We start from the raw sequence: 22,730 nt of genomic DNA on the forward strand, positions 1-22,730 counted from the left end.
GAGAGCCGTACGAGAGCCGAGGGAGAGCCCCTACGAGGGTAGAGGGCTACCGCACCTCGATGAACGCCCCCGCGTCCCGCTCCGGCCGCGCCTTCGGCTCCTCGGCCGGATGCCCGACCGCCACCGCGCCCATCGGGTCCCAGTCGCCCGGCAGCCCCAGCACCTCCCGTACGACGTCCCGGCAGAACATCGTCGAGGACACCCACGCGGAACCCAGCCGCTCCCCGGCCAGCGCGACGAGCAGGTTCTGCACGCCCGCGCCGGTGGCGACCACGAACATCTCCCGCTCGGCCCCGTCGCGCCGCGCGTCCCCGTAGGTGTGCGAGCCGTCCATGACCAGGCAGGGCACGACGAGGTAGGGCGCGTTGCGCAGGACGTCGCCGCGTCGCACGCGCTTGGCGACGGACTCCTCGCTCTTGCCGTCGCGCCGCAGGTCCGCGATCCAGGCGTCCCGCATCGCGTCGAGCAGCCGGGTGCGGGAGTCCGCCGACTCCAGGAGCACGAACCGCCACGGCGTCGTGTGGTGCGGCGCCGGTGCGGTCACGGCGGCGGCCACCGCCCGGCGCACGGCGCCGGGGTCGACCGGCTCGTCCGTGAAGGCCCGTACCGTACGCCGCTGCGTGACCGCCTGCCGCACCGCCTCCGAGGTGCCGAGGCGGAACATGTCGCCGCGCGCACCGCGCACCATCGCCCGTGCGCCCTCGCCGTCGTCCTCGGCGACCACCTGCGGCAGCCCGCGTACGACGGCGACGGGCAGACCGGCGGCCTTGCCCTTGACCAGGTCGCCCGCGGCGGCCAGCTCGTCGGCGGTGGCGACGACGGTGGTGCTGAGCGGATTGCCGTACGCGTCCGTGCCGCCGCGCAGGTCGTCGAGGACGCGGACGCCCGCGGCGCCGATCGCCATGTCGGTGAGCCCGGACCGCCAGGGCCGCCCGACGGTGTCGGTGACGATCACGCCGACGTCCACGCCGAGCGTGTCGCGCAGCCCCTCGCGGATGCCGCGCGCGGAGGCGTCGGGGTCCTCGGGGAGCAGCAGTACGGTCCCTTGCGGGGTGTTGGAGGCGTCGACGCCGGCCGCCGCCATGACCAGGCCCAGACGGTTCTCGACGATGCGCAGCGTGCCCCGCCGGGCGACCACCCGCACCGTCTCGGCGTCGATCGCGGCCTCCCGGTCGGCGGCCTCGACGATCCGGCCCTCGGCCTTGGACACGATCTTGGAGGTGACGAGCAGCACGTCCCCGTCGGCCAGCCCGGGCTCGGCGGCCGCGACGAGCTTGGCCAGGTCGTCGCCGGGCCGCACCTCGGGCAGCCCCGGCAGGGCCCACACCCGGTAGCCGTCCCGATGACCGAAAGCGCCGTCGCGCGTCTCGTCGCTCACGCCTCCCTCACCTCCTCCGCCAGCGTCAGCGCCTCCCGGGCCATCTGCGCCGTGGCGTCGAGGTCGGTCATCATCAGCGGTACGGCGCGGCAGAGGATCCCGGCGGCCTTCACGCGCGTGACGGAGCCGGCGTCGACCGTGTCGACCAGCCAGCCGTCGAGCAGCCCCGAGCCGTAGTGCTCGGCGACCGCGGCGGCCGTGGACTCCACGCCGACCGCGGCGAGCACCTTGTCGGCCATCCCGCGCACGGGCGCGTCGCCGACGATGGGGGACAGGCCCACCACCGGCACCCCGGCCTCGGCGATCGCCTCCCGGATGCCGGGCACGGCGAGGATCGTGCCGACGGAGACGACCGGGTTGGAGGGCGGGAAGAGGATGACGTCCGCCTCCGCGATGGCCTCCAGGACGCCCGGCGCGGGCTTGGCCTGCTCGGCGCCGACCGGCACGACCGCCTCGGCGGGGACGGAGGCGCGCAGCCGCACCCAGTACTCCTGGAAGTGGACCGCCTTGCGCTCGCCGGACCCCGCGGCGGAGCCGCTGTCGGGCAAGGTCACCGCCACGTGCGTCTCCACGCGGTCGTCGGTCATCGGGATGAGCCGCACCCCGGGCTTCCAGCGGTCGCACAGCGCCTCGGTCACCGCGCTCAGCGGAAAGCCCGCAGTGATCATCTGGGTCCGCACGATGTGCGTGGCGAAGTCGCGGTCGCCCAGCCCGAACCACTCGGGCCCGACGCCGTATGCCGCGAGCTCCTCCTTGAGGTGGAAGGTCTCGTCGGCCCGTCCCCAGCCCTGCTCCTCGTTGATGCCGCCGCCGAGCGTGTACATCACCGTGTCGAGGTCCGGGCACACCTTCAGCCCGAAGAGGTGGATGTCGTCCCCGGTGTTGCCGATGACCGTGATGTCCGCGTCCGGCGCGGCCTGCTTCAGACCACGCAGGAACCGGGCACCGCCGATGCCGCCTGCCAGAACCACAATGCGCATGGGCCCAGTCTTGCAGGCGGGTACGACAGTGCGTCGACCAGTCGTCACCGTGCCGGTGCGGCGACGGTGCCGGTGTTCTGCCCGGCCGCGGCCGAGCACCGCGGGGAGTGCATCGGCATCTCGGTCAGGCCCGGGTGGTAGACGTGCAGGCTGACCGCCGGCTCCAGCGCGTCGTTGACCACCTCGTGCACGTGGCCCGGCGCGAACACGCGCTGCGTACCGGCCCGCAACGCGCGCGTGCCGCGGTCCGTGTGCTCGGTGAGCGTGCCCTCCAGGACCGTCCACACGCCGGAGGAGGGGCCGTGGTCGTGGCGTCCGCTGCCCTGTCCCGGCACCCAGGACAGCAGCCAGACCTCGTACCCGGGGCCGGTGCGCAGCCGGTGGTACCAGCGGGTCGTCGCGTCGTACCGGACGAGGTGCTCCCACGCGGTGCGGTCGGCGGCGAGGGAGCGGAGGAGACCGGCGAACTCGGCGACGGTGGCCGGGTGCTCGCGCGGAGGCTGCAGGAGGTGGGGGACTTCGAGGATGTCGCCGGCGATCTGGAGGTCGCTGTCGCTGTTCATGGGTGCGTGGTTCCTCGGCGGGAAGAGAGCGGCGGAGCGGAGCGAATGACGAAGAACGCCCTGGTGGGGCGGTAACGGAACAGTCGAGTCGCGTGGACTCGGGGACAGCTGGAGCGCGGTCGGCTCAACAGCTGGAACAGCGGCAACAGCTACAGCGAGCGCGGGCAGCACCGTGGGACCCGGCGGTGCGGGTCGAGGCGAGCGCCAAGTTCGCGAGCATGCCCACAAGGACAGCGGTTCACACCAGCAGTGTCAACTCGATGCCCGTTATGTGGGACATGTTTCACCTCATCCGGTTGATCGCGCTGCCGAAAGGTTTGCTCATACGGCTTCCGGGACACATGGCGCACAAGCCGGGCGCACAACCCCCGTTGCGATCCCGTGATCCGAATGTGATCAGGTTCGCTTCGGCGCGTGTATCGGAACGGGATCGATCGCCGGGGCGTCCTTCCTGGTGCAGATGTTGGACGGGACGGGCTCCCCGGCAAGCTCCTTTGGTATGTCAAGGTTTATGGCGATTTGAACACTTACTGCATGGCCTTGGTTCCGCAGAGTGAATAAGGGGCCTAATAGCAGATCTCGGCTTGACTCGCCCGGAGCAGCACACTTGTAATTTCACTCGTGTCGTTCAGCCGGAATCGGTAACGGCTGGATCACGGGGACGCGAAAGACGGACGAGGGGCGCACATGACCGAGCTGGTGCAGCAACTGCTGGTCGACGACGCGGACGAGGAGCTCGGCTGGCAGGAGCGCGCACTGTGCGCCCAGACCGACCCCGAGTCCTTCTTCCCCGAGAAGGGCGGCTCCACCCGCGAGGCCAAGAAGGTCTGCCTCGCCTGCGAGGTCCGCTCCGAATGCCTCGAGTACGCCCTTGCCAATGACGAGCGTTTCGGCATCTGGGGCGGCCTGTCCGAGAGAGAGCGCCGCCGCCTGAAGAAGGCCGCGGTCTGAGCACCGAGGTCTGGGCACCGACCGCCTGACACGGCGACAGAACGGCCCGCGCGGACGGTCGGTGCAGACGGCCCGAGCAGTGGTGACGGCCCGTCGCCGGTGGGTTGTCCACAGGCGGCGGGCCGCCCCTGTGTCCAGCCGATAGTGTGGGCGCTCGTCCGAGACGCCCCGCCACCTCCAACAGGCATGGGCGTCCACCGCAGTCCACCGAACCGGGGCCCGTACCTCGATGTCCGTGCAGAGTCACACGGCAGCCCAGCAAGACCTCGCTGCCCCACCTGAGTTCCCGCGTCACGTGGTGACCGCGGTCCTCGTCGCCCACGACGGAGCCCGCTGGCTGCCCGACGCGCTCGCCGGGCTGCTCGGCCAGGAGCGCCCCGTCCAGTACGCCGTGGCCGCCGACACCGGCAGCGCCGACGACTCCTCCCGGCTGGTCGCCGACGCTCTCGGCGACGACCGCGTGCTCCACCTCGCCCGGCGCACCGGCTTCGGCCAGGCCGTCGAGGAGGCCGCCCGCACCGCCCCGGTCCTCGCCCCCGAGGACCTGCCGTACCTGAAGCGGCCCAGCGGCTGGGACCCCGTCACGCGCAGCTGGCGCGACGACGCCTACGACCTGCCGGAGCTGCCCCACGGAGAGCCGGTCCAGTGGCTGTGGCTGCTGCACGACGACTGCGCTCCCGAACCGGACGCGCTCGCCCAACTGCTGCGCGTCGTCGACACCGAGTACGAACTCGGCCGCGACGACGTCGCCGTCGTCGGACCCAAGCTCCGCGGCTGGTACGACCGCCGCCAGCTGCTCGAGGTCGGCGTCTCCATCGCCAACTCCGGCCGCCGCTGGACCGGCCTGGACCGCCGCGAGCAGGACCAGGGCCAGCACGACCACGTCCGCACCGTGCTGTCCGTGTCCACCGCCGGCATGCTGATCCGGCGCGACGTCTTCGAGCGGCTCGGCGGATTCGACCGCCGGCTGCCCCTGATGCGCGACGACGTCGACCTGTGCTGGCGCGCGCACGCCGCCGGAATGCGCGTCCTCGTCGCCCCCGAGGCGGTCGTCCGCCACGCCGAGGCGGCCTCGCGCGAGCGCCGCGCCGTCGACTGCGCGGGCCGCACCACCGCCTCGCCGCACAAGGTGGACAAGGCCGGCGCCGTCCACACCCTCCTGGTCAACGTCCGCACCGCCGCCCTGCCCTGGGTGCTGCTGCGCATCGTCCTCGGCACCCTGCTGCGGACCCTCGCCTACCTGGTCGGCAAGGTGCCCGGCCAGGCCCTCGACGAGATCCGGGGCCTGCTGGGCGTCCTGCTGCGACCGGAGCGGATCCTCGCCGGCCGGCGCGAACGCGGGCGCCCGCAGGTCGAGAAGGACGAACTGCGGCCCCTGTTCCCGCCGCCCGGCGCGACCGTCCGCGCCACCGTCGAGCAGGTCGCGGGCGATCTCTTCGGCGGTTCCGACGCCGACGCCGCAGCGGGTGCCGGACGGCACGGCGGCGGCATCGAGTCCGGACCCGGCGGCGACGACGCCGACTTCCTGGAGATCGAGCAGTTCGCCCGCCTCAAGCGCATCGCCCGCAAACCCGGACCGGTGCTCTTCCTGGTGCTGCTGCTCGTCTCCCTGGTCGCCTGCCGTGCGCTCCTCGGCGGCGGCGCCCTGGCGGGCGGCGCGCTGCTGCCCGCCCCCGCCGGCGCCGGCGAGCTGTGGTCGCGGTACATGGACGCCTGGCACACGGTCGGCACCGGCGGCACCGCCTCCGCGCCGCCCTACCTCGCGATCCTCGCCACGCTCGCCTCCGTCCTGCTCGGGTCCACCGGACTCGCCGTCACCCTGCTGCTGGTCTGCTCGGTGCCCCTGGCGGGCGCCACCGCGTACTTCGCCTCCCGCCCGCTGGTCCCGTCCCGGCTGCTGCGCGCCTGGGCCGCCGTCGCCTACGCCTTCCTGCCCGCCGCCACCGGCGCCCTCGCCGGCGGCCGCATCGGCACCGCCGTCCTCGCCGTACTGCTGCCGCTGATCGCGCGCGCGGGCGTCGCGGCGGCCGGCCTGACGGGCTCCTCCGGCGCTCGCGGCAGCTGGCGCGCCACCTGGGCGTACGCCCTGCTGCTGACGATCACCACCGCCTTCACGCCCGTGGTGTGGCCGGTCGCGCTGGTCCTCGGCCTCGGGGTGCTCGCCCTGCGCCGCGGCGAGATCACGGCGTACGGACCGCGCTTCCTCGCCCAGCTCGGCACCCCGCTGCTGCTGCTCGCCCCGTGGTCGCTGTCGCTGCTGCCGTTCGGCTTCTTCGGCGAGGCCGGGCTCGCGTACGGCTCGTCGGCCGCCTCCGCGCTCGACCTGCTCGGCGCCAGCCCCGGCGGTCCGGGCACGGTGGGCGGGCTGTTCCTCATCGGCGTCGTGCTGGCCGCGCTGGCGGCACTGCTGCGCTCCGAGCGGCAGTTGGCCGTCCGGACGGCCTGGGCCGTCGCCCTGGTCGCCCTCGTCTTCTCGGTCCTGTCCAACCGCTCCGCCTGGGCCGGCCCCGCCACCCTCGTCTACGGCATCGCCCTGCTGTCCGCCGCGGCCCTCGGCGCCGACGGCGCGCGCTACCGCGTGGCCGAGCAGAGCTTCGGCTGGCGCCAGCCCGTCGCCGCCCTGATCGCCCTCGCCTCGGCCCTCGGCCCGCTGATCGCCGCCGTCGGCTGGATGATCGGCGGCGCCGCCGGCCCCGTGGAGCGACGCGACCCCGTGCAGGTGCCCGCGTTCGTCGCCGAGGAGAGCCACACCCGCGACCAGGCCCGCACCCTCGTCCTCGACAGCGACTCGTCCGCGCACGTGAGCTACATGCTGGTGCGCGGCTCCGGCGCCCGTCTCGGCGACGGCGAACTGGCCTCCGGCGACGGCGGGAACAGCACCCTCGACAAGGTCGTCGCCAACCTCGTGGCCGGCTCCGGCGCCGACCAGGCCGACCAGCTCGGCGGATTCGCCGTGCGCTACGTGCTCGTGCACAAGGGAGCGCCGCGCGAGGTCACCCGCGTCCTGGACGCCACGCCCGGACTGAGCAGGCTCAGTCAGCAGGACGGCAGCGGACTGTGGCGGGTGAACCAGGAGGTCGCGCGCGCGACCGTCGTGCCCGGCGAGAAGTCCGGTGCCGGGAAGTCCGGTGCCGGCGAGCCCGAGCCCGTGGCGGCCGGGCCCGTCGAGATCCACACCGACGTCAAGGCCGGCCCCGACGGCCGGGTGCTGCGCCTCGCCGACACCGCGGCCGAGGGCTGGACGGCGACACTGGACGGAAAGTCCCTCACCCGCACCACGGTCGACGGCTGGGCCCAGGGCTTCGAACTCCCCGCCTCCGGCGGCCGGCTGGACGTCACCTACGACGCCCCGTTCACGCACACGGCCTGGATGTGGGCCCAGGGACTCCTCGGCGTCGTCCTCGTCGTGCTCGCCCTGCCCGGCAGACGCCGCGACGTCGACGACGACCTGCCCGACGAGCAGCTCGTCCCCGCCCAGGCGGCCGAGGGCGAGGGACGCCGGGCACGGCGCCTGCGCGCCCAGGCCGAGGCGGAGGCGGCGGAATCTGACGCCGGAACCGGAGCAGGCGTGGAGCCGGGCCCCGGGACAGCGGACGACGCGCCCCAGGCGCCCGAGGTTCCCGAGCCGCCCGCGGCGGCCCCCGTGACGGTCCCGCAGCAGCAGGCGTACGACGCGTGGGACACGACGGGGTACACCGGCACCGAGTACGGCTCCTACGACGGCGGCTACGGCGGCGAGCAGTACCAGGGCGCCCAGCAGTACGACCCCGCCGACTACGGGCGGCAGCAGCCCTACCAGGGGGGCCCGTACCAGCAGGACGCCTACCAGGGCGGCCCCGGCGGCCAGGGCGCGCAGTACGGGACGGGCGGCCAGTACGACCCCTACGCGTACGGCGACCCGACGCAAGGTCAGGAGGCCGGGTACAACCCCGCGTTCGACCAGGCGTACGGCCAGGGCGGCTACGACACGCCGTACGACCCTTCCCAGCCCCAGCAGCCGCACGGCACGGGCAGTGAGCGCCCCGACGGGAGCCAGCAGTGAAGCGCACGACCCTGTCCCTGATCGCCTGCGCGACCGCGCTCGCCGCCGTCACCGGGTTCGCCGCGGTCTCCGCCCCGGACGACTCCGGCCCGGACACCGCGGCGCCGGCCGCCCGGCTGCCCGTGGAGCGCACCAGCCTGCTGTGCCCGGCACCCAGCACCTCCGACCTCGCCGAGACGGCGTACACGTCCTTCACGCCCGTCACGAAGGGTGCCGACGAGAAGGGCGGCGCCGCGCTCGTGGCGGCGGAGTCGGGCGACGCCACCGAGGCCGGCGGCAAGGGCGACGACAAGGACGAGAAGGGCGACAGGGACCAGAAGGCGGAGAAGCCGGTCGTCCAGCCCAAGGCGCCCGGCACGCCCGTCACCGGGAAGACCACCGGCGCCGAAACCCCCGCCCTGATCGGCACCGCCGAGGGCGGCAGCGCGCCCGGCTGGACGGTCCAGCAGACGACGGAGGTCGCCGCCGGGACGGGCCGGGGACTGCAGGGCGTCAACTGCACCGCTCCGGACACGGAGTTCTGGTTCCCGGGCGCCAGCACCGCGACCGGCCGCACCGACTACGTGCACCTGACCAACCCCGACGACTCGGCGGCCGTCGTCGACATCGAGCTGTACGGCAAGGACGGCGCCCTGAAGTCCACGGTGGGCGAGGGCGTCACGGTGCCGCCGCACGCCACGGAGTCCCTGCTGCTGTCGACCCTCAGCGACGTGCGGCAGACCGACCTGACCGTGCACGTCGGCGTGCGCAGCGGCCGGCTCGGCGCCGCGGTGCAGGCCCTGGACGACAAGACCGGCGGCGACTGGCTGACCGCGGCCGCGGACCCGGCGAGCGACCTGGTCGTGCCGGGCATCCCGAAGGACGCCACCGCCGTACGCCTGGTGCTGTTCACGCCCGGCGGCACCGACGCCGACCTGAAGGTGCGACTCGCCTCGCCGACCGGGCTGATCACGCCCGCCGGCCACGAGACCGTGCACGTCAAGGCCGGTATGACGACCGGCGTCGACCTCGGCGAGGTCACGCGCGGCGAGGCGGGCTCGCTGGTGCTCACGCCTACGGACCGGTCCGTGCCGGTCGTGGCCGCGGTCCGGGTAGTGCGGGGCAAGGGCGACGAGCAGGAGTCCGCGTTCATCCCGGCCTCCGACCCGGTCGGTGCGCGCGCGACGGCCGCGGACAACCGCGCCAAGAGCACCACCCTGGCCCTGTCCGCACCCGAAGCGGCGGCGAAGGTCAAGGTCACGGCCTCGACGGGCACCGAGGGCGGCACGACGGCGACCAAGACGTACACGCTGAAGGCCGGCACGACCCAGAACGTCGACGCGCCGGTGCCCGCGGGACTCAAGGGTTCCTACGCGCTGACCGTCGAGACCGTCTCGGGCGGCCCGGTCTACGCCTCGCGCACTCTGACGGGGTCCGACGACGACGTGGCGTCCTTCACCGTCCAGAGCCTCCCCGACGACCGGGGCATGGTCTCGGTGCCCAACGCGGACGAGGACCTGTCGGTCCTGCAGAAGTAGTGGCCGGGGGCGACCGGGCCCCCGCCGCTCAGTCCTCCCCGTACCGGGGATCCACCGTCTCCGGGGCGAGCCCCAGCAGCTCCGCGACCTGCTCGACGACGACCTCGTGCACCAGCAGCGCCCGCTCGTCGCGCCCCTTGGTCCGGATCTCCACCGGCCGCCGGTAGACGACCACCCGCCCCCGCCGCCCGTCCCGGGAGGGCACCGCGCCCCCGAGCGGAACCGCCTCGTCGTTCCACGCGTCCCCGGCCGCGGCCGGCCGCGGCACGTCGAGGACGAGGAAGTCGACGTCGGCGAGCTGCGGCCACCGCCGCTCCAGCCGCTCCACGGAATCCTGCACCAGGTCGGCGAAGACCTCGCCGCGGCTCGCGGCGAGGGGCACCTGCGGGGGAGCGACCGGGCCGCGCATGCCCCGACCGTGGCGATCACGACGGCGAGGGCCCGGGCGGCCGGCATCACGGGGCGTCACGGGGTTGTCCATCACTGGTGAAGGGTAGTCCCCGCCGGGGTGGAGCGCCCGGCCCGCACACGCTCGGCGGGCCACGTGCCGGCGGCCCACACGACCTGTCGCTGGATGACCATTCCAGCCAAGGTTGGGCTCAATTCGGTATCTCTCCGTGACCGCGGAACTCAGGGCAAATGTCATTGTTTGTATCGGGTCGTGACCGCTTTCGGATCCGCGCGAGCTCCTCAAGACCGGCGTCCACGCAGGTCGAACGGGGTTGTACGGAAGGGCCGTAGGACGTTTCACGCCACGACACGGGGGTGTGACCTGGTGGAGAGTCGTCGCGGCCCGCTCAAGAGTGCGGTACCGTCCAACATCGTGAGCCCTGTACGTCGCTGTTCGCGCACCGCCTGCGGCCGTCCCGCCGTCGCGACGCTGACGTACGTCTACGCCGACTCGACCGCGGTCCTCGGCCCGCTCGCCACCTACGCCGAACCCCACTGCTACGACCTGTGCGCCGAGCACTCCGAGCGCCTCACCGCCCCGCGCGGCTGGGAGGTCGTCCGCCTGCTCGACGGATCGGCCCCGGCCCGCCCCAGCGGCGACGACCTGGAAGCGCTCGCCAACGCGGTGCGCGAGGCGGCCCGGCCCCAGGAGCGGGCGGCCGAGGCGGGCGGCGGCGCACGCGCGGCCGACCCGATGGAGGTCGCGCGCCGCGGTCACCTGCGCGTGCTGCGCTCGCCGGACAACTGAGCCCCGCTCGCACCCCTCTTCCCGCGCCGCACTTCCCGTGGTCTCGATCACGTCCGTTGCTGCACACCCATTGACGCCTTGTTGTCGCGGACACGACCATTCCGGAAGCCATGAGAAATCGCTTTCGCGTGGCGGAATCCGGGGAGGCGTCCGTGTACGTGCAGGAACTGGAACCCGTCGCCGGTTCGCTCGGCCTGTCCGCCCTGGTGGCGGCCCTGCCACTGGTGATCGTCCTCGTCCTGTTGGGCGGCGTCCGCATGAGGGCGCACCTGGCGGGCCTCATCGGCCTGCTGGCCGCGGTGCTGGTGGCCTGGCTCGCCTACGGCATGCCGCTGGACCAGACGGCCTCCAGCGCCGTCCAGGGGGCGGTTTTCGGCCTCTTCCCCATCTTGTGGATCGTCGTGAACGCCCTGTGGGTCTACCGGATGACCGTCCGCACCCGGCACTTCGACATCCTGCGCCGCTCCTTCGGCCGCCTGTCCGACGACCCCCGCATCCAGGCCCTCGTCGTCGCCTTCTGCTTCGGCGCCCTCCTGGAGGCTCTCGCCGGGTTCGGGGCACCCGTCGCGATCTGCTCCGTCATGCTCGTCGCCCTCGGCTTCGACCCCGTGCGCGCCGCCGTCGTCTCCCTGGTCGCCAACACCGCGCCGGTCGCCTTCGGCGCGATGGGCACCCCCGTGGTGACACTGGCCCAGGTCACCGGGCTGCCGCTGGACGACGTCGCCTCCGTGGTCGGCCGCCAGACGCCCCTGCTCGCCCTCGTCGTACCGCTGCTCCTCGTCGCCCTGGTCGACGGGCGGCGCGGACTGCGCGAGACCTGGATCCCCGCGCTGGCCTGCGGGGTCGCCTTCGCCGTCGCCCAGTTCGTCGCCTCCAACTACGTCTCCGCCCAGCTCGCCGACATCGCCGCCGCGCTGATCGGCGCCGGCGCTCTGGTCGCCGTACCGCACTCCCGCCGACCCGCCGCCGAGCCCGTACGGGCTTCCGTCCTGACCGGCGTACGCAGCGAGGAACTGGACGAGCAGGACTCCCCGCGGGAGGTGGTGCGGGCCTACGCGCCGTACGCGCTGATCGTCGCCGTCTTCTCCGTGGCGCAGGTCCCGGCGGTCAAGGACTGGCTGGCCCAGGCCACCCAGAGCTACGACTGGCCGTTCCTCGACGTGGCAGACCCCGAGGGCAACCCGGTCGGCGGCAACGTCTTCTCCTGGCCGATCCTCTCCACCGGTGGCACGCTCGTGCTGTTCGCGGGGGTGGCCACGGCCGTCGTGCTCGGCGTGCACGCGCGCGTGGCGCTCAAGGAGTGGCTCGCGACCGTGCGCGAACTGCGCTTCGCGATCCTCACCGTCACCTCGGTCCTCGCCCTCGCCTACGTCATGAACCTCTCCGGGCAGGCCGCCACCATCGGCCACTTCGTCGCCGCGGCCGGGGCCGGACTCGCCTTCCTCTCCCCGGTGCTCGGCTGGTTCGGCGTCGCCGTCTCCGGCTCCGACACCTCGGCCAACGCGCTCTTCGGCGCCCTCCAGGTGACCGCCGCGCGGGAGTCCGGCCTCTCGCCCGAACTGCTCGCCGCCGCCAACAGCTCCGGCGGCGTCCTCGGCAAGATGATCTCCCCGCAGAACCTCACCATCGCCTGCGCCGCCGTCGGGCTCGCGGGCCGCGAGGGCGACCTGCTGCGCAAGGTGCTGCCGTGGAGCCTCGGCCTGCTGCTGGTGATGTGCCTGATCGTGGTCGGGCAGTCCACGGCCGTCCTGGGCTGGATGCTGCCTTGACCTGAGGGAACCTTCCGGGCGGTGCGCCGGTCCCTACGGGTAGTTTGTGGGCTCCGACAGGACTTTCAGGAAGGTTGGCCGTGGCTGCTGATCTGTCGCAGATCGTGAAGGCGTACGACGTGCGCGGTGTCGTCCCGGACCAGTGGGACGAGCCGCTGGCCGAGCTGTTCGGCGCGGCCTTCGCCGAGCTGACCGGCGCGGGCGCCCTCGTGGTCGGCCACGACATGCGGCCCTCGTCCCCCGGCCTGTCCGGCGCCTTCGCACGCGGGGCGGCGGCCCGCGGCGCCGACGTGACCGAGATCGGCCTGTGCTCCACCGACCAGCTGTACTACGCCTCCGGCGCACTCGACCTGCCCGGCGCCATGTTCACCGCCTCGCACAACCCCGCCCGGTACAACGGCATCAAGCTGTGCCGCGCGGGCGCCGCCCCGGTCGGCCAGGACACCGGCCTCGCCGACATCCGCGCCCTGGTGGAGCGCTGGAGCGAGGTGGGCGCCCCGGAGCCGTCCGCCCGCCCCGGCACCGTCACCCGGCGCGATGTCCTCGCCGACTACGCGGCCCATCTGCGCTCCCTGGTCGACCTCACCGCCATCCGGCCCCTCAAGGTCGTCGTCGACGCGGGCAACGGCATGGGCGGCCACACGGTCCCCCCGGTCTTCGCCGGCCTGCCCCTCGACCTGGTGCCGATGTACTTCGAACTGGACGGCACCTTCCCCAACCACGAGGCCAACCCCCTCGACCCGGCCAACCTCGTCGACCTCCAGCAGTGCGTCCGCGAGGAGGGCGCCGACCTCGGCCTCGCCTTCGACGGCGACGCCGACCGCTGCTTCGTCGTCGACCAGAACGGCGACCCGGTCTCCCCGTCCGCCGTCACCGCTCTCGTGGCCGCCCGCGAACTGGCCCGCAACGGCGGCAAGGGCACCGTCATCCACAACCTGATCACCTCCTGGTCCGTCCCGGAGGTCGTGCGGGAGAACGGCGGCACACCGGCACGCACGCGCGTGGGCCACTCCTTCATCAAGGCCGAGATGGCCAGGACCGGCGCCATCTTCGGCGGCGAGCACTCCGCCCACTACTACTTCCGCGACTTCTGGAACGCCGACACCGGCATGCTGGCCGCCCTCCACGTCCTCGCCGCCCTCGGCGAGCAGGACGGCCCGCTGTCCGCTCTCGTCGCCGCGTACGACCGCTACGCCGGCTCCGGCGAGATCAACTCCACCGTCGCCGACCAGCAGGCCCGCCTGGCCGCGATCCGGGCCGCGTACGAGGACCGCGACGACGTGACCGTGGACGACCTGGACGGCCTCACGGTCCAGGCGGCCGACTGGTGGTTCAACGTCCGCCCCTCCAACACCGAGCCCCTCCTCCGCCTGAACGCGGAGGCCCGCGACGAGACGACGATGACGAAGGTCCGCGACGAGGCCCTGGCGATCATCAGGGCCTAGCCCCCGGCGTTGGGCAGCCGCGCCCCTCCCGCCCGCCCCTGGCTGCGGGCGGTCGTGCCTCCCCCAGTGCCTGAACGGTGCCCGAACGGCCTGGGAGGTGCCCCCAGGGCGGCACGGGTGGGCGCAGCGGCACCCGGCCGGTGCCGGCCCGCGTGCCCCCGGGGCCCGCACCGGTGCCGGGGAAGCGGCCGGCACAACCCCGACACGGGCTCCAGCAGCGGCGGTACCCTGACCAGCACATCCACACAAGCCCCACCACCCCCGGAGGGAACCCCCATGCCGCTCGAAGCCGGCCTCCTGGAGATCCTCGCCTGCCCCGCCTGCCACGCCCCCCTCAAGGAGCGGGACGCGGAGCTGATCTGCACCGGCCAGGACTGCGGCCTGGCGTACCCGGTGCGCGACGGCATCCCCGTCCTCCTCGTCGACGAGGCCCGCCGCCCCGAGTAACCGCCGGCCAGGCGACCGGCAACCCGGCGACGCCCCCGCGCACCCGCGCATTCGAACGAACGCCCCGGCGATCGGAGACCTGCCGCCATGCTCGACGAATCGCTCCTCGACGCCCCGGAGCGCCTCACCGAGGCCGACCGCCGCGGCCTGCTCCGCGGCGCCGCCGAGGCCGGTGCCCGCGTCCGCACCGCCGCCCGGCACGCCGCCGAGGCCGGCGTCGGCAACCTCAAGCCGGACGGCCGCCCCCGCGCCGTACTGATCGCAGGGCCCGGCGCCGCCGCCACCCACGCCGCCGACCTCCTCGGCACCCTCGCCGGCGCCGGCAGCCCCGTCACCCGCCTCGCCCCCACCGGCGTGGCCCCCGCCGCGGGCGCCCTGCGCTGGGAACTGCCCGGCTGGGCCGGCTCCGTGGACCTCCTGCTCATCGCCACCCCCGACGGCACCGAGCCCGGCCTGTCCCTGCTCGCCGAACAGGCCTACCGACGCGGCTGCACGGTCGTCGCCGTCGCCCCCGCCCGCTCCCCGCTCAGCGAGGCGGTGAGCGCCTCCCGCGGCCTGTTCATCCCGATGGCGACCGCCCCCTACGACCACGACGAGCCCCTCGCCGGTGCCGCCCCAGGCGTCCTGTGGGCGCTGCTCACCCCGCTACTCGCGCTGCTGCACCGCACCGGGCTGCTCGAGGCGCCCCCCGAGGCCATCGACAAGGTCGCCGACCGCCTCGACCGCGTCGCCGAACGCTGCGGACCCGCGATCGTCACCTACAGCAATCCCGCCAAGACCCTCGCGGCCGAACTGGCCGACTCCCTCCCCGTCATCTGGACCGAGGGCACCTCCGCCGGGCCCGCGGGCCGCCGCTTCGCCGCCGCGCTCGCCGAACTGTCCGGCACCCCCGCCGTCGTCGCGGACCTGCCCGAGGCGCTCGCCGCGCACAGCGCCCTGCTCGCCGGCCGACTCGCCGCCGGCGCCGACCCCGACGACTTCTTCCGTGACCGCGTCGAGGAACCGGCCGCCCTGCACGCACGCGTGGTGCTCCTGCGCGACCGGCCCACGGGCGGCCTCACCGCCGCCCCCAACGCCCGCGAGCTGGCCCTCGGCCACGACACGCCGATCAGCGAACTCGAACCGGAAGAGGGCGGCGAACTCGACACCCTCGCCGAACTGATCGCCATCACGGATTTCGCCGCCGTTTACCTGGCACTCGCCTCGGGCGCCTGATCCGTACGCACCATCACCCCCGTACGACCTCCCCGTACGACGTCCTGGTACGACTCCCACGTACCACCGCGCACGCACCGGCAGAGAGAGCCCATGGACCGCCTCGACAACACCGTCCGCCCCTACGCCTGGGGTTCCACCACCGCGATCCCGGCCCTGCTCGGGACCGAGCCGACCGGCGAACCGCAGGCGGAGATGTGGATGGGCGCCCACCCGGGTGCCCCCTCCCGAACGGGCCGGGGCACCCTCGCCGAGGTCGTCGACGCCGACCCCGAGAAGGAACTGGGCGCCGCGTCCGTCGACAAGTTCGGTCCCCGGCTGCCCTTCCTCCTCAAGCTCCTCGCCGCAGGCGCCCCGCTCTCCCTCCAGGTCCACCCCGACCTCGCCCAGGCCAGGGCCGGTTACGAGGACGAAGAACGCCGCGGTGTCCCCCTGGACGCTCCGCACCGCAACTACAAGGACGCCAACCACAAGCCCGAACTGGTCTGCGCCCTCACCGACTTCGACGGCCTGTGCGGCTTCCGCGCCCCGGCCGAGACCGCCGACCTGCTCGACGGCCTCGGAGTCGCCTCCCTCAAGCCGTACGTCGACCTGCTGCGCGCCCACCCCGAGGACGCCGCGCTGCGCGAGGTCCTCACCGCGATCCTCACCGCCGACCCCGAGGAGATGTCCCGCACGGTCACCGAGACCGCGGCCGCCTGCGACCGTCTCGGCGGCGCCTACCGGCCGTACGCCGACATCGCCCACCACTACCCGGGAGACCCCGGCGTCCTGGCCGCCCTGCTCCTCAACCACGTCCGGCTCCAGCCCGGCGAGGCCCTGTACCTGGGCGCCGGCATCCCGCACGCCTACCTCAACGGCCTAGGCGTCGAGATCATGGCCAACTCCGACAACGTCCTGCGCTGCGGCCTCACCCCCAAGCACGTCGACGTCCCCGAACTCCTGCGCATCGTCCGCTTCGAGGCCGGCGACCCCGGCATCCTGCGCCCGGAGGCGTCCCCCGACGACGAAGAGGTCTACGACACCCCGATCGACGAGTTCCGTCTGTCCCGCTACGTCCTGCCCGAGGGATTCGCCACCCACGACCTCACCCTGCCCACCCCGCAGATCCTGCTCTGCACGGCGGGGACCGTACGGGCGGGCGAACACGAACTGGCCCCCGGCCGCTCCGTCTTCGTCCCCGCGCACGAAAAGGCCGAAGTATCCGGAACCGGCACGCTCTTCCGGGCCACCGTGCGCCTCTGACCCGGGTCTGAGAGGCGTACGACGGGGCATCCGGCACGTCGGGGTTCGCACGGGCTGCAAGAATGGCGCACCGCAAAGGCGGGGCAAAGCCGGCCACGGACGTAGGCGAAGGGACAACGCGACACATGAGCGCGTCAGGCGGTACCAGGGCGATCGTGGCGGCACTGCTGGCCAACCTCTCGATCGCGGTGGCGAAATTCGTGGCGTTCCTCTTCAGCGGATCGTCGTCGATGCTCGCCGAGTCCGTGCACTCCGTCGCCGACTCGGGCAACCAGGGCCTGCTGCTGCTGGGCGGCAAGCGGGCCCAGCGCGAGGCCACCCCGCAACACCCCTTCGGCTTCGGCCGCGAGCGCTACATCTACGCCTTCCTCGTCTCCATCGTGCTCTTCTCCGTCGGCGGCATGTTCGCCCTCTACGAGGGCTACGAGAAGATCAAGCACCCGCACGAACTGGAGCACTGGTACTGGCCGGTGGGCGTCCTGGTCTTCGCGATCATCGCCGAGGGCTTCTCCTTCCGGACCGCCGTCAAGGAGTCCAACCCGCTGCGCGGCAAGAAGTCCTGGAAGGAGTTCATCCGCCACGCCAAGGCCCCGGAGTTGCCCGTCGTCCTCCTCGAGGACCTCGGCGCCCTCGTCGGTCTGGTCCTCGCCCTCGGCGGCGTCGGCCTCGCCCTGCTCACCGGCAACGGCGTCTGGGACGGCATCGGCACCCTGTGCATCGGCATCCTGCTCATCCTGATCGCGCTGGTCCTCGCCGTCGAGACCAAGTCCCTGCTGCTCGGCGAGGCCGCCGGCGCCGACGTGGTCCAGCAGATCCAGGCCGCGGCCGTCGCCGGCGACACCGTCACCGGCATCATCCACATGCGCACCCTCCACCTCGGACCCGAGGAACTGCTCGTCGCTGCCAAGATCGCAGTCCGCCACGACGGCACGGCCACGGAGATCGCCTCCGCCATCGACGCCGCCGAGTCGCGGATCCGCGAGGCGGTCCCGATCGCCCGCGTCATCTACCTGGAACCCGACATCTACAGCGAGGCCGAGGCCGCCAAGGGCCCCGACCCCGAGGCGACCCCCGGCGGCCCGACCGCCCCGTCCGCAGCCCACTGACCGCCGCCCGGCGCCCGTCATCACCCTGCGTGAACGTCCGGAAGTGTTCGGAGACGGACTGGGGACGGCGGGCGCCCGCGGTGTAGCTTGGGACGGAGCCAGACGTCGCTGCTGATGGCGGTCGGGCGGTCCAGGACGGACCGGCCGAGGGAGAGAGGGCCTCCGACGGACTGCGCTGCGCGTACGCGGGCATGCCTGTGTCCTCTTCGGGGCACCCTGTGTCCGCCGCCGCGCAGGTCAGCCGTACCCACCTCGACCCAACCCGAGGAGCAGCCCGTAATGACGACTGTCGACAACCGACAGGACTTCAAGGTCGCCGACCTCTCCCTGGCCGCGTTCGGCCGCAAGGAGATCACCCTCGCCGAGCACGAGATGCCGGGCCTGATGGCGATCCGCAAGGAGTACGCCGAGGCCCAGCCGCTCGCCGGCGCCCGCGTCACCGGCTCCCTGCACATGACCGTGCAGACCGCGGTGCTCATCGAGACCCTGGTCGCCCTGGGCGCCGAGGTCCGCTGGGCCTCCTGCAACATCTTCTCCACCCAGGACCACGCGGCCGCCGCCATCGCCGTCGGCCCGAACGGCACGCCCGACAACCCGCAGGGCGTCCCGGTCTTCGCCTGGAAGGGCGAGACGCTGGAGGAGTACTGGTGGTGCACGGAGCAGGCGCTGACCTGGCCTAACACCCCCACCGGCGGCCCGAACATGATCCTGGACGACGGCGGTGACGCCACCCTCCTCGTCCACAAGGGCGTCGAGTACGAGAAGGACGGCAAGGTCCCCTCGGTCGACACCGCCGAGTCCGACGAGCACCGCGTCATCCTCGAACTCCTCACCCGCACGGTCAGCGAGAGCCCGCAGAAGTGGACGCAGCTCGCATCCGAGATCCGCGGCGTGACCGAGGAGACGACGACCGGCGTCCACCGCCTGTACGAGATGCACCGCGACGGCACCCTGCTGTTCCCGGCGATCAACGTAAACGACGCGGTCACCAAGTCGAAGTTCGACAACAAGTACGGCTGCCGCCACTCCCTGATCGACGGCATCAACCGCGCCACCGACGTCCTCATCGGCGGCAAGACCGCCGTCGTCTGCGGCTACGGCGACGTCGGCAAGGGCTGCGCGGAGTCCCTGCGCGGTCAGGGCGCCCGGGTGATCATCACCGAGATCGACCCGATCTGCGCCCTGCAGGCGGCGATGGACGGCTACCAGGTCACCACGCTGGACGAGGTCGTCGACAAGGCCGACATCTTCGTCACCACGACCGGCAACAAGGACATCATCATGGCCTCGGACATGGCCAAGATGAAGCACCAGGCCATCGTCGGCAACATCGGCCACTTCGACAACGAGATCGACATGGCCGGCCTCGCCAAGACCCCGGGCATCGTCAAGGACGAGGTCAAGCCGCAGGTCCACACCTGGACCTACCCCGACGGCAAGGTCCTCATCGTCCTCTCCGAGGGCCGCCTGCTGAACCTGGGCAACGCCACCGGTCACCCGTCGTTCGTGATGTCCAACTCGTTCGCGGACCAGACCCTGGCCCAGATCGAGCTGTTCACCAAGCCCGACGCGTACCCGACCGACGTCTACGTGCTTCCCAAGCACCTCGACGAGAAGGTCGCCCGGCTCCACCTCGACTCCCTCGGCGTCAAGCTGACCACGCTCCGTCCGGAGCAGGCCGAGTACATCGGCGTCAAGGTCGAGGGCCCGTACAAGGCGGACCACTACCGCTACTGAGCCAACCGGCTCCCACGGCTCCTCGCCTACGAGACAGGCCCCCGCACCCCCGTGCCGGGGGCCTGTCCCGTTGCCGCCTCAGCGGTCGGACCAGCAGCCCGTCACCACCCAGGACACCCATGCCCCGCGGCCGTTATTCGCTCCACGATCCGCACGACCACACCCCCCTCGCAGAAGAACACTTCCAATGCGCCCCCGGCCCCTCCGGCTGGCGCTACGTCTCACAGCTGACCACCCCCGCCGGGGACCACCACGGCTCCGTCGACCTCACCCTCGACGAACTCGGCCGCCCCCTCCGCCTCGAACTCCACGCCGCCGACTGGCAGGTGCGCGGCGCCGCCCTCGACGGCGTCACCTGGGTCCGCACCGACCCCATCGGAGTCCACGCCACCGAAGGCAACGCGCGCGCCCATGCCTTCACCGGCACCTCCCCGGCCTTCCTCGTCGCAGTCACCCGTCTGCTGCGTCTCACCCCCTCCACATCAGCCACCCGCCTACGCCTCGTCGCCCTCACCGACCCGGTCCTCGCCCCCCGCACCGTGGACCAGTCCTGGGCCTTGCTGAACAGAGAAGCACACGCCACTGACAACGGCCCGCTCGTCGTAGACGAATACCAGGTCACAGCCCTGGACACGGGCGAGCAGTACTCCGTGCACATCGCCGGCGACGTCGTAGTCGCGGCCCCCGGTGTCGAACTGGAGGACCTGGAGACACCACCGTCCGTCTTCCCGTGAGGAGCGCCGGACGATTGACCGCGCCTACGCGGGCGGCACGAACCCGGTCCCGCGGCGGCCGTCCGACGGCACGTCCCGCGACACCTCGGGCAAGCCGCCCGACGAAGGCGCAGGCGGCGGGGTGATCGGTGCGGGCGAAGGCGGGAGAGCCGGCGCAGGAGACACCGGCACCTTCGGTGCCGCCGGGGCGGGAGGACCGCCCGCCGAGGCCTCGCCGAACGCCCGCCGGGCCTCCCGTGCCTGCCGTTCCTGCAGCACTGCCGCCAGATACGCGGGCGGCGGCACCTCCCGCGGCACCGGAGCACCCGTCCGGGCCGCCACATCGGCGGCGAGTCGCTCGGCCATGGCCCAGCCGACGCGTGGATCCAGCTGACCCGCCCGCGTCAGGTACTGACGGACGGCGAGCCACAGGTCGTCGGGCACCGCGGACAGGTCGAGCCCCGAGAACCGTCCCGCCAGCCACGGCGGAGGCGGCGGCATGAAACCCGCCGACGAGAACGGCACCCTCTCCCGCACGACCAGCGTGCCCGCGAACACGTCACCGAGCCGCCGCCCCCGCGCCGACACCAGCGAGGCGATACAGGCGATCACCCCGAACGTCATGAGGATCTCGATCACCCCGATCAAGCCCCGCACCAGCGCATGGCGGAAGCGGATGGGTCCGCCGTCGTCCCGCACCACCCGCAGCCCGCACGCCATCTTCCCGAGCGACCGCCCGTGACTGAGCGTCTCCACGGCGATCGGCCCGCCCACCAGGACGAGGACGAAGGTCGCGATCGTCAGGGCGGTCTGCGCCGCCCCGTCCAGGGACGAGGTCGAGGCCACCAGCGCGATGGTCACCGCGACGTAGACGGCCACCGTCACCACCAGGTCGAGCAGGACGGCCAGCGCCCTGCTGGGCAGCCGTGCGGGACGCAGCTCCAGCGCCACCGCCTCGCCCGTCACCAGCTCACTCACGCCCGCCGCCCTTCCCCTGAATGCCCCCGTCCCCGCCAGTCTGCCAAGCTGAGGACGCACCGCGCCGCAGTACGACAAGCTGATCCACGACGAGCCGCCGACGATAGCCGAGGAGCAGGCACACCGATGGACCTCGACGTCTTCGTCTCCGCCCACCGCGCGGAGTGGGACCGCCTCGACGCCCTCCTCCGGCGCCGGCGCCGACTGACCGGTGCCGAGACCGACGAACTCGTCGCCCTCTACCAGCGCACGGCGACCCACCTCTCCCTGATCCAGTCCAGCGCACCCGACCCCCAGCTGACCGGACGGCTCAGCCAACTGGTGGCACGCGCGCGCAGTGTCGTGACAGGCACCCGGCGCGCCTCCTGGCGCGACGTAACGCGCTTCCTGACCCGGCAGTTCCCGGCGGCCGTCTACCGGGCCCGCCACTGGTGGGTCCCCACCGCCCTCCTGTCGACCGCGGTCGCCGCGCTCCTGGGCTGGTGGATCGGCGCCCACCCGGAGGTGCAGTCCACCATCGCGGCACCGAGTGAACTGCGCGAGCTCACCCGTCCGGGCGGCCAGTACGAGACGTACTACTCGAGCAACCCGGCGGCCTCGTTCGCGGCCCAGGTATGGACGAACAACGCCTGGGCCGCCGCGCTCTGTCTCATCCTGGGTGTCTTCCTCGGGCTACCGGTCATCTGGATCCTCTTCCAGAACATGCTCAACCTCGGCGTCGGCTTCGGCCTGATGTCGTCGGCCGGCCGCCTCGACACCTTCCTCGGCCTGGTCCTGCCCCACGGCCTGCTCGAACTGACAGCGGTGTTCGTCGCCGCGGGCACCGGCCTGCGGCTGGGCTGGACCCTCGTCGACCCGGGACCCCGTACCCGACGCGTAGCCCTCGCCGAAGAGGGCCGGGCGGCCATCGGCATGGCGGTCGGGCTGGCCCTCGTCCTCTTCGTCTCCGGCGCCATCGAAGGGTTCGTCACCCCGTCCGGACTGCCCACCTGGGCCCGCATCACCATCGGAGTCGTTGCCGAGCTGGCCTTCCTCGCCTACGTCTACGTCCTCGGCGGCCGCGCCGTGCGCGCCGGCGACACGGGCGATGTCGAAGCGGCCGAACGCAGCGCCACCGTGCCGACGGCCGCCTGATGTGCATCCCACCCCGGCAAGCTGCTAGTGTCCTCTTCGTTCCCGCAAGAGCCGTTGACACGGAGCGAGCGGGGAGGTAGATTCGAACAGTTGCCTGCAGACGGGTTCACCCCAGAGGGCAACCGTGAACATCTAGCAGCTTCTCCGAATCAACGAATTCGACGAAGCAACCTCCGATGAATCGGAAACGAACGGCCGGTCAAACCGCCCCGAAACTTCTGATAAAGTCGGAGCCGCCGGAAAGGGAAACGCGAAAGCGGGAACCTGGAAAGCACCGAGGAAATCGGGTCGGAAAGATCTGATAGAGTCGGA

Annotated in this window: 18 protein-coding genes; 13 read left to right on the forward strand and 5 right to left on the reverse strand. The window is 72.8% G+C overall.

Annotated features, from left to right (window positions below):
* Positions 1-46: 46 nt before the first annotated feature.
* Genes AB0P07_RS30530 through AB0P07_RS30540 form a run of 3 tightly spaced genes read right to left on the reverse strand, consistent with a single transcriptional unit; the run spans position 47 to position 2,921 of the window.
* A complete protein-coding gene (locus AB0P07_RS30530; RefSeq protein WP_365556247.1) occupies positions 47-1,378 on the reverse strand; it encodes a coenzyme F420-0:L-glutamate ligase in 1,332 nt (443 codons plus the stop codon).
* Positions 1,375-2,358: a 2-phospho-L-lactate transferase gene (cofD, locus tag AB0P07_RS30535; protein WP_186779251.1), complete on the reverse strand. Its 984-nt coding sequence runs from the start codon at positions 2,356-2,358 to the stop codon at positions 1,375-1,377. Before cofD ends, AB0P07_RS30530 begins: the two co-directional genes overlap by 4 nt.
* Positions 2,359-2,402: 44 nt before the next feature.
* A complete protein-coding gene (locus AB0P07_RS30540) occupies positions 2,403-2,921 on the reverse strand; it encodes a cysteine dioxygenase family protein (RefSeq protein WP_365556250.1) in 519 nt (172 codons plus the stop codon).
* A gap of 687 nt (positions 2,922-3,608) precedes the next feature.
* Between AB0P07_RS30540 and AB0P07_RS30545 the strand changes: the two genes are divergently transcribed.
* The 3 genes from AB0P07_RS30545 to AB0P07_RS30555 all read left to right on the forward strand — a co-directional run bounded on the left by AB0P07_RS30545 (position 3,609) and on the right by AB0P07_RS30555 (position 9,431).
* Positions 3,609-3,872, forward strand: a complete 264-nt coding sequence (locus tag AB0P07_RS30545) for a WhiB family transcriptional regulator (RefSeq protein ID WP_003975777.1) — start codon at positions 3,609-3,611, stop codon at positions 3,870-3,872.
* Positions 3,873-4,101: 229 nt separating this feature from the next.
* Positions 4,102-7,914 carry a glycosyltransferase gene (locus tag AB0P07_RS30550; RefSeq protein ID WP_365556252.1) on the forward strand — a complete coding sequence of 1,271 codons (3,813 nt, stop codon included), beginning with the start codon at positions 4,102-4,104 and terminating at the stop codon, positions 7,912-7,914.
* Positions 7,911-9,431 (forward strand): DUF5719 family protein, encoded by a 1,521-nt coding sequence (locus AB0P07_RS30555; RefSeq protein WP_365556253.1) that lies wholly within the window; start codon positions 7,911-7,913, stop codon positions 9,429-9,431. The genes AB0P07_RS30550 and AB0P07_RS30555 overlap by 4 nt, the downstream gene beginning before the upstream one ends.
* 28 nt (positions 9,432-9,459) lie before the next feature.
* On the opposite strand, the gene AB0P07_RS30560 is transcribed toward AB0P07_RS30555, so the two are convergent.
* Positions 9,460-9,912 carry a metallopeptidase family protein gene (locus AB0P07_RS30560; protein WP_365556278.1) on the reverse strand — a complete coding sequence of 151 codons (453 nt, stop codon included), beginning with the start codon at positions 9,910-9,912 and terminating at the stop codon, positions 9,460-9,462.
* 294 nt (positions 9,913-10,206) lie between these two features.
* Here AB0P07_RS30560 and AB0P07_RS30565 point away from each other — a divergent pair, with 294 nt between their 5' ends.
* The 9 genes from AB0P07_RS30565 (at position 10,207) to AB0P07_RS30605 (ending at position 20,327) form a co-directional block, all read left to right on the forward strand.
* A complete protein-coding gene (locus AB0P07_RS30565; protein WP_046426284.1) occupies positions 10,207-10,629 on the forward strand; it encodes a DUF3499 domain-containing protein in 423 nt (140 codons plus the stop codon).
* Positions 10,630-10,781: 152 nt separating this feature from the next.
* Positions 10,782-12,398, forward strand: coding sequence for an L-lactate permease (locus AB0P07_RS30570; protein ID WP_365556280.1), 1,617 nt, complete (start codon positions 10,782-10,784; stop codon positions 12,396-12,398).
* An 80-nt stretch (positions 12,399-12,478) separates the two neighbouring features.
* Positions 12,479-13,843 (forward strand): phosphomannomutase/phosphoglucomutase, encoded by a 1,365-nt coding sequence (locus tag AB0P07_RS30575; RefSeq protein ID WP_365556255.1) that lies wholly within the window; start codon positions 12,479-12,481, stop codon positions 13,841-13,843.
* 276 nt (positions 13,844-14,119) lie between these two features.
* Complete coding sequence (locus AB0P07_RS30580) at positions 14,120-14,290, forward strand: Trm112 family protein (RefSeq protein ID WP_365556257.1); 171 nt, start codon at positions 14,120-14,122, stop codon at positions 14,288-14,290.
* 87 nt (positions 14,291-14,377) lie between these two features.
* On the forward strand, positions 14,378-15,505 hold the full coding sequence (locus AB0P07_RS30585) for an SIS domain-containing protein (RefSeq protein WP_365556259.1): 1,128 nt from the start codon (positions 14,378-14,380) through the stop codon (positions 15,503-15,505).
* 93 nt (positions 15,506-15,598) lie between these two features.
* Positions 15,599-16,750 (forward strand): mannose-6-phosphate isomerase, class I, encoded by a 1,152-nt coding sequence (gene manA / locus AB0P07_RS30590; protein ID WP_365556261.1) that lies wholly within the window; start codon positions 15,599-15,601, stop codon positions 16,748-16,750.
* A gap of 125 nt (positions 16,751-16,875) precedes the next feature.
* On the forward strand, positions 16,876-17,856 hold the full coding sequence (locus tag AB0P07_RS30595; protein WP_365556263.1) for a cation diffusion facilitator family transporter: 981 nt from the start codon (positions 16,876-16,878) through the stop codon (positions 17,854-17,856).
* A gap of 279 nt (positions 17,857-18,135) precedes the next feature.
* Positions 18,136-19,593, forward strand: coding sequence for an adenosylhomocysteinase (ahcY, locus tag AB0P07_RS30600; RefSeq protein WP_102932743.1), 1,458 nt, complete (start codon positions 18,136-18,138; stop codon positions 19,591-19,593).
* Positions 19,594-19,712: 119 nt separating this feature from the next.
* Positions 19,713-20,327, forward strand: a complete 615-nt coding sequence (locus tag AB0P07_RS30605) for a hypothetical protein (RefSeq protein ID WP_365556266.1) — start codon at positions 19,713-19,715, stop codon at positions 20,325-20,327.
* Between the two features lie 24 nt (positions 20,328-20,351).
* Here the strand turns inward: AB0P07_RS30605 and AB0P07_RS30610 are convergent, their stop codons facing one another.
* Entirely contained in the window at positions 20,352-21,284 is a 933-nt protein-coding gene (locus tag AB0P07_RS30610) for an RDD family protein (protein WP_365556268.1), read from the reverse strand.
* Between the two features lie 126 nt (positions 21,285-21,410).
* Here AB0P07_RS30610 and AB0P07_RS30615 point away from each other — a divergent pair, with 126 nt between their 5' ends.
* Complete coding sequence (locus tag AB0P07_RS30615) at positions 21,411-22,418, forward strand: stage II sporulation protein M (RefSeq protein WP_365556270.1); 1,008 nt, start codon at positions 21,411-21,413, stop codon at positions 22,416-22,418.
* Positions 22,419-22,730: the final 312 nt, after the last annotated feature.

This window comes from Streptomyces sp. NPDC085944 (assembly GCF_040686295.1).
In the GTDB taxonomy this organism is placed as follows: Bacteria; Actinomycetota; Actinomycetes; order Streptomycetales; family Streptomycetaceae; genus Streptomyces; species Streptomyces salinarius.